Origin of the sequence: Pseudomonas sp. P39-UII1, from assembly GCF_039672635.1 — a bacterium.
Classification (GTDB): domain Bacteria; phylum Pseudomonadota; class Gammaproteobacteria; order Pseudomonadales; family Pseudomonadaceae; genus Aquipseudomonas.
Genome location: NZ_JBDFPP010000002.1, coordinates 527,564 through 539,341 on the forward strand (window position 1 = coordinate 527,564; position 11,778 = coordinate 539,341).

9 protein-coding genes are annotated in these 11,778 nt (G+C 60.7%); 2 read left to right on the forward strand and 7 right to left on the reverse strand.

What is annotated here, in order from left to right; genetic code table 11:
• Positions 1–36: 36 nt before the first annotated feature.
• Together ABEH27_RS05135 and ABEH27_RS05140 are read left to right on the forward strand one after the other, a co-directional pair.
• On the forward strand, positions 37–969 hold the full coding sequence (locus tag ABEH27_RS05135; protein ID WP_346612516.1) for an SMP-30/gluconolactonase/LRE family protein: 933 nt from the start codon (positions 37–39) through the stop codon (positions 967–969).
• A gap of 105 nt (positions 970–1,074) precedes the next feature.
• Positions 1,075–2,361, forward strand: a complete 1,287-nt coding sequence (locus tag ABEH27_RS05140) for a citrate:proton symporter (protein ID WP_346612517.1) — start codon at positions 1,075–1,077, stop codon at positions 2,359–2,361.
• Positions 2,362–2,870: 509 nt separating this feature from the next.
• Here the strand turns inward: ABEH27_RS05140 and ABEH27_RS05145 are convergent.
• The 7 genes from ABEH27_RS05145 to ABEH27_RS05175 all read right to left on the reverse strand — a co-directional run.
• Positions 2,871–5,357, reverse strand: a complete 2,487-nt coding sequence (locus ABEH27_RS05145) for a TonB-dependent siderophore receptor (protein ID WP_346612518.1) — start codon at positions 5,355–5,357, stop codon at positions 2,871–2,873.
• A 114-nt stretch (positions 5,358–5,471) separates the two neighbouring features.
• Positions 5,472–6,440 (reverse strand): FecR family protein, encoded by a 969-nt coding sequence (locus tag ABEH27_RS05150; RefSeq protein WP_346612519.1) that lies wholly within the window; start codon positions 6,438–6,440, stop codon positions 5,472–5,474.
• Entirely contained in the window at positions 6,437–6,940 is a 504-nt protein-coding gene (locus ABEH27_RS05155) for a sigma-70 family RNA polymerase sigma factor (protein WP_346612520.1), read from the reverse strand. The genes ABEH27_RS05150 and ABEH27_RS05155 overlap by 4 nt, the downstream gene beginning before the upstream one ends.
• A gap of 567 nt (positions 6,941–7,507) precedes the next feature.
• Positions 7,508–7,702: a DUF1737 domain-containing protein gene (locus ABEH27_RS05160; RefSeq protein WP_346612521.1), complete on the reverse strand. Its 195-nt coding sequence runs from the start codon at positions 7,700–7,702 to the stop codon at positions 7,508–7,510.
• Positions 7,703–7,889: 187 nt separating this feature from the next.
• A complete protein-coding gene (locus tag ABEH27_RS05165) occupies positions 7,890–9,437 on the reverse strand; it encodes a J domain-containing protein (RefSeq protein WP_346612522.1) in 1,548 nt (515 codons plus the stop codon).
• 3 nt (positions 9,438–9,440) lie between these two features.
• Positions 9,441–11,135: a molecular chaperone HscC gene (locus tag ABEH27_RS05170; RefSeq protein WP_346612523.1), complete on the reverse strand. Its 1,695-nt coding sequence runs from the start codon at positions 11,133–11,135 to the stop codon at positions 9,441–9,443.
• Between the two features lie 378 nt (positions 11,136–11,513).
• The coding region (locus tag ABEH27_RS05175; protein ID WP_346612524.1) for a transposase at positions 11,514–11,778 on the reverse strand (265 nt) is incomplete at its 5' end.

The window sequence follows — 11,778 nt, forward strand, 5'->3', positions numbered from 1 at the left end:
CAGCGTCGCGCGTCTGTTTTCACATGGAGATTTGCCATGAGCCTGTATGCCCCTCCCGAGGAACGCCCAACCGAAGTCTTCAGCAGACTGCCGAAAGAGTTTTGGCGCGATGGGGACTCCGACTGGGTCAGAGCCAACAAACCAGGCCAGCAAGTGGCGAGCTTCCTGGAAGGGCCCTCTTTCGACCAGGCCGGTAACCTCTATGTCACGGATATCCCATATGGCCGAATCTTTCGCATTTCCCCTCAGGGAGAATGGGAACTGGTTGTTGAATACGACGGTTGGCCTAACGGCTTGAAAATCCATCGTGACGGGCGGATTTTCATTGCCGACTACAAGAACGGGATCCTCGTTCTCGACCCGATCAGCAACAGCATCGAGCCGTTCCTGACACATCGCCGAAGTGAAAGCTTCAAGGGTGTGAATGACCTGTTCTTTGACCAACAGGGGCACCTCTTCTTCACCGATCAAGGCCAGACAGGCATGCACGATCCAACGGGTCGAGTTTTCCGCTACGACCTGGAGCAACAACGGCTGGATTGTTTGCTGGATAACGGCCCTAGCCCTAATGGCCTGGTGATGGATCTTGAAGAGAAAGCGCTGCTGGTAGCCATGACTCGCGCAAACGCAGTATGGCGACTCCCGCTACAACCTGATGGCACTACTTCCAAGGTGGGTGTCTTCACCGCCATGGCCGGGGGCGTGAGTGGCGCCGACGGTATGGCCCTGGATGATTCAGGAAACCTGTATGTCTGCGATGCAGGCAATGGATGCGTGTGGGCATTCGACTCCCATGCCGTACCGCTCTATCGATTCAAGTCATGCACCGAAGGCCGCACGCTTACCAATCTCGCCTTTGGTGGCGAAGGTAATCGCGGTCTGTTCATCACCGACTCGGCGACAGGACACATCTTGAGGGCTGACCCCGGCCACTCAGGAAAGCCATTGTTCTCGCACGCTCCAGCCTAACGACTTCGTAGTACAGCCCTGTGCACATGGCGCACGGGCTTTGCTCGGCCAGAAAACGGCCAGCGAAAATTATTACTCATACAAAACAGATAATAAGAGGGCAGCATGCTCACTCTTTTGAGCTACACAATGATCGTGTGCTTCATGTACCTCGTCATGAGCAAACGCCTGTCACCACTGGTGGCCCTGATTCTAGTGCCGGTTGCATTCGCAAGCCTGGGTGGGTTTGCAACCCAGCTCGGGCCCATGATGTTCGATGGCGTAAAGATGCTGGCCCCGACAGGGATCATGCTGACCTTCGCGATCCTCTACTTCTGCATGATGACCGATGCAGGCTTGTTCAACCCGCTGATCAAACTGATCCTCAAGTGTGTGAAAGGCGATCCGCTGAAGATTGTCATCGGCACCGCTGTGCTCGGAATGTGCGTGGGCCTGGATGGGGACGGTGCCACGACCTACATCATCACCACCGCAGCACTCCTTCCGCTATACCGACGTACAGGGATGAGCCTGCAAGTTCTGGCCACCGTTCTGTTGCTAACTAACGGGGTGATGAACATCCTCCCTTGGGCCGGGCCCTTCTCGCGTGCGGCAAGCGCCATGCACGTAGATATCACTGAACTGTTCATCGAGATGCTGCCGCTGATGATCGCGGGAGCGGGCTGGGTGATTTTCGCGGCCTTCTATCTTGGTAGTCGGGAGCGCCGTCGTCTGGGTGTCGTGCAACTCGATCACGATGAGGTCATGAGCCACTTCACCGAGTTCAAACTGACCGACTGGCGCTTCCTCTTCAACGCTGTGCTCACCCTCACACTGATAACCATGATGATGCTGAGCCTCATGCCCCTCCCGATTCTCTTCATGCTGGCCTTCGGCCTGGGCGTCTTGGTTAACTTCCCGAGCGTCAAAGACCAAAAGGACGTCATCGGAAAATATGCCGACAACGTCATGGCGGTAACCCTGCTGATCTTCGCCGCGGGCATCTTCGTCGGGATCATGTCCGGGACAGGGATGATCAAGGCGATCTCGGAAAGCCTGATCCATGTAATTCCTGAATCCGCTGGCCATTTCATGTCGGTCATCACGGCGTTCCTCAGCATGCCTTTCACCTACGTGCTCACCAACGACGCGTTCTACTTCGGGATCCTCCCTATCCTGGCCGAAACTGCGAGCCATTACGGCATCGGCGCTACGGAGATGGCCATCGCCGGCCTGATCGGGCAGCCAGTCCATCTGCTCAGCCCCCTGGTTGCTTCGACCTATCTGCTCTGTGGACTGCTCGATTTGGACTACGGCGACAACCAGCGAGCGTCCATCGGCTGGAGCATCGGTACGTGCTTGGTGATGTTCGTTGCGGCTATCGCGCTTGGAACCATCGACGTTTTCAACTGAGGGCTTTCTTCTACCGAGCAATGCCACGAACGCCGGGCACTTGGCAGGCTTCGACTACGTGACAAAGCCTTCCCTGACATTGATGACACGGCGCAAATCAGCATCCGAAGCTATCGCTGAACGGCTGCTTTTGGTCAGATATTGCTCAAATCACTGGCAGCTATGGGTCGAAAGCAGCCGGTCTCCATTGACCTATTTCGCCCATGGCGGACATCCGAAGGTCGGGGCCGCTTCGCGGCCCATCGCCGGCAAGCCCGGCTCCCACAGGTACTGCGCAGGCCCGGAGACTGGTTATATGTCTGTGGGAGCCGGCTTGCCGGCGATGAGGCCGGTACTGACTACACAGCGTTGGGGCGGTGTCCGCCATGGGTCGAAAGAACAGCCATTCACAATGGGCCGCTATCGACCCGAAGTGGACATTCGGATGCCGACTTATGCGCACGCCAATCCTGCGAGAGCCTGTAAGTGCCATGCTGCTCACAGAGGGTTTAGATCTCGACCGAATCGGCTCAGAACGTTCCGCGTAGCGTCAACATATAGTTGCGAGGCGCGCCGTACCAGTTGCCGCCAGCAGTGGAGTCGACCGTCTGGTAATAGGTTTTGTCGAACAGGTTGTTGCCATTGAGTTGCGCGGTCCAATGCTGATCGATCTTGTACTCGACCAAGCCATTCCACACCGCATAGCCTGACTGTTCGAACGCATAAGCCTCGGCGCTGCTCAGGCCACCGTCAGGCAAGCGCTGCTGCACGGTACCACTTTTGTAGCTATCGCTCTGGATCGTCGCGCCGACCCCCACCTTCCACCGCTCGAAATTCCCCGGTAGCTGGTACGTGGTGAAAAACTTGAACAGATGCTTGGGTGTCTGTGAGCTGGTCGGTTTGCCGTTATTGCTGGTTGTATTTCCCGAGCGCTGTTCGTTGAAGTTCAGCGTGTAGCCCACCATGGCCTGCCAGCCCGGCGCCAGTTCGCCGGAGATTTCACTGTCCAGGCCCTTGCTGATGGCTTCGCCAGAGGCCGTGTAGAAACCGTTACCTGTGCTGACAGCTTCGTTCATGCGCTGGGTGTAATACAGCGCAGACGAGACGTTCAACCGACCGCCGAACAGTTCGCCTTTGGTCCCTAACTCATAAGTCTCGCCTTCGATCGGATCGAGCGGCGAACCGCTGAGGCTCTTGTAGGCTGTCTGGGGCTGGTAGATCTCAGCGTAGCTGGTGTAAAGCGACCATTGCTCGCTTACATCCAGCACCAGCGAGCCGAATGGGGTGATGACCCCGCGGTTACTCTCCTTCACCGGGGTGTCCATGTTGAAGCTAGGCACCACCGTGCGCACATAGTCACGGTAGTCGGAATAGCGGGCGCCAAGGGTCAGGTGCAGTGGCTCTGCCAGCTGTGCTTTGAACGTGGTGTAGGCGCCGGATTTGCGCTGGTTCCAGTCCGGGTTGTAGTAATAGATCCCAGGTTTGGCCGGTTTGGGCATGGAGCCGGCGTCATCGGTGGCCGGGTCGAACGGCACATTGATGTCGCTGGCGGTCCTCAAGTCGGTGTGGTCCGAATAGGTGCGTTTAACTTCCGAGTAGTCAGCCCCTATCAACCATTCGTGCTGCAGGCCGTACGCATCGAATTTGCCAGCGAGGTTGATATCGAACAGATCCTGGTCGTTGGTGTAGCCGCGAATGAAGCGCGAGAACGTTCCTCCATTGGCAACACCCTGGGTGATCGAAGATTTCACCTCACCGATGTCCTGGGTGGAATCGAACCTGGTCTTTGTGTAGCTGCTGTTCAACTTCCAGTTTTCGTCGAATGCGTGCTCGACCTTGGCAAAATAGTCGGTGCGTCTGTAGTTGTTGGAGGACCAGTCGGCGGCCAGTGATGTGCTGCGCGAAGCGTTCAACGGCGTACCGTCCTTGTAGCGGACTAGCCCTCTGTCCCAATAACCGTCCATGTCTCGCCACTCGTAGGTACCGCCTGCTGTCAGCAGGGTATCGGGCGTCAGGTCCGCTTCCAGGGTGCCGAAGATCACGTGCTTTTCGCTGTCGGCATTGTCATAGAAGTACTGCTTGTCCTCATACGACATGGCCACTCGACCACGCAGAGCGCCCTCGAAGGCCAGCGGCCCGGTGAGGTCGATCTCGCTGCGGTAGTTGTTCCAGCTGCCGGCGGACTGGCTGATCTTCAACTGGTTGTACGGTAGCGCACGCTTGCGCACCAGGTTGATGCTGCCTCCCGGGTCACCCGTTCCGCCAAAAAGGCCGTCGGACCCGCGCAGCACTTCGACGTGATCGAAGGCTGTCATATCTGGCAGGCTGTCATACGCCTCGTTGCGCAGCATGGGCGCCCCACCATCAACCTGGATACTGCGGATGAGAAAGCCGCGGGAGTAAATCTCGTTCTTCGAGTCGTTCCCACCGACTACCGTGATGCCGGTGGTTTGGTCGAGCACCTGGGTCAGGCTGTTAAGGTTCTGATCTTCCATGCGTTGCTTGGTCATGATCGTGACCGATTGCGGCGTTTCACGCAGGGTTCTCTGGGTCTTGCCGCCGACGCTGGCGGTGCCGGTGGTGTACGAGCCTGTACCCTCTGTGGTGGCCCCGAGCCCGATGCCCACCACACTGGTCGGGTCCAGCGCCACGGTACCCGCCGCAAGGTTATCCGGGGCCATTATCAGGCGGTAGCCACCGTCCGGCTGCAACACGGCCTGCAGGCCGCTGCCGGTCAGTAATCGCTGAAGCGCCTGGGCGCTGCTGAAGCGGCCTTGCAGCCCAGGCGTGTACTTACCGGCCAGATCGCCAGGGGCGAACGCGATGTTCAGGCCTGTGCTGCGGCTTAATGCGGTGAGCGCGGCATCCAGCGAGCCGGCAGGCAGTGCCAGGTCATGTACCTGGTCGCTGTAACCGGCTGTGGCCGCCTGGGCGAGGCAGGGAATGCTGCCAAGGCCAAGGCTGGCACAAATCAGGGCACGGTGGATGGTGATGCGAAGTGGCGACTGATGGGGCACGTGAAGGTCTCGTTGGCAAATGAGTTGTTCTGATGTGTATGCCGGGCGAAAAACAAAACCCCTTCACAAACCGCTCATTTTTTTCTCACCTGCCGAAGTCGAGGTGTAACGAGATCAAACGCCAAGGCGAACCCAGTATTGAGTCATGGACCGCAGGCGCAGGCCATGCGTCTGGGCGATGAAAGCCAGCGTCCCGTAGGTGTCTTCGAGATTGAAATTGCCGCTGATCCTGCGCTGGGCAATCCGTGACTCGCATCCAAGGTAACCGTTGCGGTAGCGGCCTAGTTCAGCGAGCACGTCGGCCAGGGGCATCTCACGTGCAACCAACACGCCGTCGCGCCAAGCTGCCGCATCCTCGGCATTGCCAGGCATGCGCTGCACGCTGCTGGCCGTCATCGCCCAAGTCTCCCCGGCTTGGGCAACGGCGGCCTCACCGGCCAGCGGTTGCAACTTTACCGCGCCCTCGGTTACGCCCAACAGGCAGCTTTGCTGGAGCCTGCGCACGCTGAACCGGGTACCCAAGGCTTCAAACGCACCGAATGCTGTCGACACCTGCAGTGGCCGGTGCCGCGTGCTGGAGCGATCGGCACCGGTGGCCAGGTACAGCTCACCACGCAGCAGCTCCACCACACGTGCATCGACGTCGAAGCGCAGGCGCACAGCACTGTCAGTATTGAGCTCCAGCAGGCTGCCATCGCTCAGTACCCATCTTCGATGCTCGCCAACGCCGGTGCTGTGATCAGCGACCAGACGTTGCCAGGAAAACTCATCGCGACCGGTCCATGCTAACGTAGCCGATACCCCCCCTAGTGCGAGCAGATTGAGCACCTGACGGCGCTGCAGCCGCGCCTCTGGCAGCTTGCCCAGCGCCTGACGTGCCAGCCCCGCAGGCATGTTGCTGAAGTGACTGCTCAGGCTCTGCAAGCGCGCCCAAGCCATCTGATGCGACACATCACTGGCCAGCCAAGCCTCAAAGGCGTTGCGAGTGGCCGCGTCGGGTTCGTTATAGGTGATACGAATGGACCACTGGATGGCCTGCTCGAGCGCCTGTTCCGGCAGGCTTTGCAGCCCGGCGTCTTTCAAACCGGTGCCTCGAACATCAGGTGATAGCAATGGCGCAAAGCCTTGGCCAGATCACGTTCGACGGTCGACAGCGAAATTCCCAAGTGTTCGGCAATGCGCGGGCAAGGCAATCCGTCGAGCTGCGCCATCAGGAAGATGCAGCGCATGCGCTCAGGCAATGTGTCCAGCATGCGATCGATGCTGACCAATGCCTCAATGGCCAACGCACTGACTTCCGGTGACGGCACTTGCACCTCCGGCAGCCCGGCCAAGGTTTCCAGCCAGGCCTGTTCAATGTCCCGATGCCGCCAAAGGTCTATCACCAGGCCCCGTGCGATGGTACGCAGATAGGCGCGTGGCTCCAGCACAGCGGGAACCTGACGGCGCTGCAATATGCGCAGGAATGTGTCATGAGCCAGGTCTGCGGCATCAGCTGCATTGTTCAAGCGTGTGCGCAGCCAGCTTTGCAGCCAGCCGTGGTGCTCGACGTAGAGGTGTTGCAGGGAGTGCGGAGCGGACATGCCGAAAGATTCCATGTCGGTGTTATTGCTAATCAGTCGCATTATTGCCTGGGATGGGCGATGCTTGCCAGATGCGTTTTGAGGCTCGGAGGAAAATGGTAAGGGTCTGGTGGGCGCACCCCTCAGACATAATTGGCCAAAAACAAACGTAGGAGCGGATTTATCCGCGATGCGCCGCGCGGGCGGCGCTCGATCTCATAGGCGCGGACGATGTCATGGCGGCCACCCGAAGGCCGGGGCCGCTTCGCGGCCCATCGCCGGCAAGCCCGGCTCCCACAGGTACTGCGCAGGCCCGGGGACTGGTTATATCTCTGTGGGAGATTGCCCAGGCATTCGGGCTGCGTTGTCGGGCAGAGAACAAAGCCCGCGAGTGCGCCGCATACCCTGTGGGAGCGGCTTCAGCCGCGAAGCGCGCGCCGCGGTGGATGGCACCGGCTTTGCCGGTGTTCGCGGCTGAAGCCGCTCCTACAGGATCCCCGCCAAATCAGTAAGTTAGCGTTTTTCTGTAGGAGCCGGCTTGCCGGCGATGAGGCCGGTACTTGCTACACAGCGTTGGGTCGGTAGCCGTCAGTGACCAGCGGCCTGCCCAGACCAAACAACGGCCTGCGCCACGATCACATCCTGGCCATTGAACGTGAGCGCAGGCCCGCCATGCAGTCGGTAGCCGAGTTCCAAAGCCTCACTGACACGCCGGCAAAAGCCAGCGTCATCGGGGCCCGTCAGCACGCGGTAGATCGGTAGTCCATTCGGAGGTTGGGTCATCTTTAGCTTCCTTGAGTTGTTTCGCCAACAAGCAACGCTGTGACGCCGCTGTGCAGCCACGGCAAAGTATCGCGCTTCGGCGCGTTGCTCCAGTTCGACACAGCCGTGTTCCTGCAACCCTTGCAGCGCGGTCCTACCTTTGCCAGGAAAGGACGTTCGGGAGCGCAGGCTTGGGTGTCAAAGGCCATCAGGATACCAATCGCACCCAACCGATCACCACCACCATCACGCTGCAAAGCAGCCACTGCACGCCACTGAGCCCGGCAATCCGATACACCGCCTGCAGCGGCCTGCGCCAGCGGTAGTCGCGGGCCTGCGGCCCCCAATCGGCTGGTTGCAGCAGGCCGATGATGCCAATTAGCACGTAGGTGCCCAGGCCAAGCGGCCCCAGCCAGTGCCATAACAGCAGGGCCAGCCCCAGCAACGGCCCTGCGTTGCGTATGACCAGGTGGCGGCGGTCACGGGTGATGCGCTTGCTGACGCACCAGGCGCTGACGCGTTGATCGATGTCCTGAAGGCTGGCGGCAATCTGTGCCCAGTGGCCGAACAGCCACTGGCCCATCTTCGCTGCAAGCAGCCCACCCGCCGCGTAAAGCGGGAGCATGATCAACGTGGTGACAGGGTCCAGCTTGGGCAGGCCATTGAGCGCCAGGGCCAGTGTGATCACAGCGGCGGCGCGCTTGACGCCATGGGGCGGGTCGCGGGGCTCGACCAGCGTTTTCCAGAACCAGGCGTCATGGTTGGGGAACATCCCCAACAGGTCGGGGTAGCGCGCTGCGAACGCCTCTGACAGGCGCTCGCAGGCTTGCCAGTCGGCCTCGACGAAGGCGGCGGTCAATGCCTTTTGCCGCTCAGGTTGGGGCGCCAACAGAAACAGCGCGGCGGCGTTGGCATCGGGGCTGGCTTGCGCCTCGCGTCGATCCGCCAGGCTGCGAAGGTGGCTCAGCCAGGCTCGCTGCTGGTAACGCCTGCGCAGGGTTTGCCAGTGCTCGTCCGCAATCGGTGGCTCGGCACCTGATGCGTTCCAGGCGAATATCTGGCACAGGTGCTCGAACAGCTCGGGCGGCCAGCCTTCATCGTCCAGCAACAGGTTCAGCACGTGCACTTGAAGCGCTTGGCGACGCTCCAGGTCCGCTAGCCAGCCTTGGCGACTGGCCCGCTCGAGCATGCCGCTGAAGCGCTCATGCTCGCCTGCGGCCAGTGAGTGTTCGAGCGCGTTGTAGAGGGTGACAGCGAGTATGAGCGCCAGGCGCTGCTGTTCGGCGTCAGAGGCGGGAAACTGCTGCCAAGGGGTGAGCCACTGACGCTGTTCGATGCCCCAGTGCAGGGTATGGGAATGGGCCGACGCTGCGCGCAGGCAACGCTCGAACAACAGGCGTTCGAAGACACCCTCGATGCCTTTTGCTTGCGCTTGGGCCCAGACCTGTTCGATGGCCGAGTCGACGAACCCGTCAAGCAATGCAACGGCTTGCTCATGGGCTGAGCGCGCGTGAAGCGTACGGCTGGCGGGTGGTGTGTCGGGCGGTGGCGCGCGTTCGGTAACTTGAGCATCCGTGCGCTCCCCCTGCAGCGCCTGCAGCGCCTGTTCATAGGCGTCGCGCAGCTGCTGGAACGCGGCCGGGTCTTCGTCTGGTCGCGTGACCTTGAGCAGCTTGGCGTACTGGCGCTTGAGGCTTCGCTCGTCGCACGCGGATGCAAGCTCCAGCACTTGCCAGCAATCGGAAACTGAGTTCATCGGTCAGCGTCCGTCGCTGCTTTCGAATGATGCCATGCGCGCGCCCAGCTCATGGCGCGCCTGGCCAATGACACGTTCATCCTGGCTGGCAAGCGCCTCTTGGAACCGCGTGGCCCAAAGGTCTACCAGCTCGCGACGCTCGCCCAGGCTTTCTTGGTACAGGCGCTCCAGGCGGGCGACCAGCAGGGTGTTGACCTGCTGGTCGCGTGGGTGCACTTTCAACGCTTCGAGCTTGTGCAGGCGTTCGGCAATGTCCTCGGCACTGAGCACGCCGGGGTTGTTCTCGATGACCAGCGCGAACTGCTCGCCAGTGATGGGGATGCTGACCTGGCATTCGAGCAGGCCGTTGCTGTCGTAGGTGAAGCGCACATCGAGGTCAACCACGCCCTTGTTCGGCGGCACCGGGATTTCCAGTTCGCCCAGGGGGATGTTGTCACGTACCAGGCGGCTCTCGCCTTGGTAGATCTGCACCTGCACGATCTCTTGCGCTTCATGCACTGTGCACACGGTTTTCACTCGGCTGACCGGGACGGTGGAATTGCGCTCGATGATCGGCAGATAGTGCCCACTCTCATGTTCGTTGCCCACCCGGCGCGATGTCGCGATGCCAAGGGTATAGGGGCAGACGTCGGTCAGCACCACTTCTTCCAGGGCCGCGTGCCGTGCCTTCAAGGCGGCCTGCACCGCAGCGCCGAGCGCCACGGTTTCGTCCGGGTTCAGCTGCACCGAAGGGAAGCGGCCGAACAGGCTGGCAGCCAGCTTGCGTACCAGCGGCATGCGCGTGGCGCCGCCCACCAGCAGCACCTGGTCCAACTCGTCGCTGCGTATGCGGGCATCACGCAGGGCGCGTTCCACAGGGTTGCGCAGCCGCTCGAGCAGGGGCTCGAACAGCGTGGCCATGGCCTGCTGGGTGAAGGTGTGCTGCCAGCGTCGCGCACCGACCTGCAGCACGAAATCGCTGGTGGGCGAGTGGCCCAGTGCGATGCGTACCCGCTCGGCTTCGCGCTGCAGTAGCGGGCTGATCGACGCGCTATCCGGGAAGTGCGGATCTTCAGCGTGGGCCTGGATAAACTGCCTGGCCAGCAACTGATCGAAGTCCTCGCCACCCAGGTAGTTGTCGCCTGCGCTGGCACGGACCTCCATCACGCCGTCGAACAGCTCGAGGATCGACACGTCGAAGGTACCACCGCCCAGGTCGAACACCAGAAACGACGACTCAGTGCCCTGCTGGGGGAGGCCGTAGGCGAGCGCCGCGGCGGTCGGCTCATTGACCAGCTTGTCGACTTTCAGCCCGGCCAGCTCACCGGCGATGCGGGTCGCCTTGCGCTGGGCATCGCTAAAGTAGGCCGGCACGCTGATCACCGCTTCGGTAACTGCCTCGCCATACGTGCGCTCGACATCTTCCTTGAGGCTTCTGAGCAGCATCGCCGACAGCTCTTCGGGGCGAAACGGCGTTGCGCCCAGTTGCAGCGTGCGGGCACTGCCCATATGCCGTTTGAATAGCGCTGCGGTCAGCGACGGGTGCGTGCACAAGCGTTCGCGGGCAGCCTGGCCGACCAGTATCCGGCCTTCGTCGTCGAGCCCGACCACAGACGGGGTCAGCAATTGCCCCAGAGCATTGGGCACAAGTTCACTGGTGTGTTCGTTCCATACCGCGACCAGGCTGTTGGTCGTACCGAGGTCAATCCCGACAATCATGGCGAATTCCTATTCGTTGCGAATGCAAGTTTACGGTGCTGTCACCGAGGCAGAATGCGAAACCTACCGCAAAAATGCAAAAAGGCAGGGCCTGCTTGAACTTCATCGACTATTGAGGCTCTTGGATACCGCTCCCGGCTGATGGCAATGTGTCAGCAGCTGAGCGCCCTGGGACAAGACAAGGATGAAGACAGTGCAAGCAAGCAGGGTATGGCTAGGACTGCTGAAGCGCGTTTGACGATGTGATCAACGACCTGAACTCCACGAGCTGCAGCTGAGCCATTGTGGCGACTGCGCAATGGGTCGGTAGCTGCCGTTCACCAGCGGCCGCTTTCCAGCTCTGATTTGGCGGCGATCCTGTAGATACCGTCTTGACCCTCACCCTGCAAGAGCGATTTTGGGATCAAACGGTATCCCCGACTTCACCACCCCGTAAACCAGGTGCAGCAGCTTGCGCATCGCCGCGCAAACGATCTGTTTGTAGGCTTTGTGCCGGCTGTTCAACCGCTCTGCCATGGCCTTCACGACAGGGTTATGCCTGATCGAGACAGTGCCTGACATCCACAAGCCCGCACGTAGCCGTGAGGCGCCTGTGCGCGAGATAGTGCTCTGGCCTATGAACTCTCCCGATTGCTGCACTACC

Coding starts and splice junctions, on each gene's coding strand:
- ABEH27_RS05160 (WP_346612521.1), bottom strand. CDS start 7,702: ATGACCCAACCTCCGAATGGACTACCGATCTACCGCGTGCTGACGGGC.
- ABEH27_RS05135 (WP_346612516.1), top strand. CDS start 37: ATGAGCCTGTATGCCCCTCCCGAGGAACGCCCAACCGAAGTCTTCAGC.
- ABEH27_RS05155 (WP_346612520.1), bottom strand. CDS start 6,940: ATGTCCGCTCCGCACTCCCTGCAACACCTCTACGTCGAGCACCACGGC.
- ABEH27_RS05170 (WP_346612523.1), bottom strand. CDS start 11,135: ATGATTGTCGGGATTGACCTCGGTACGACCAACAGCCTGGTCGCGGTA.
- ABEH27_RS05165 (WP_346612522.1), bottom strand. CDS start 9,437: ATGAACTCAGTTTCCGATTGCTGGCAAGTGCTGGAGCTTGCATCCGCG.
- ABEH27_RS05140 (WP_346612517.1), top strand. CDS start 1,075: ATGCTCACTCTTTTGAGCTACACAATGATCGTGTGCTTCATGTACCTC.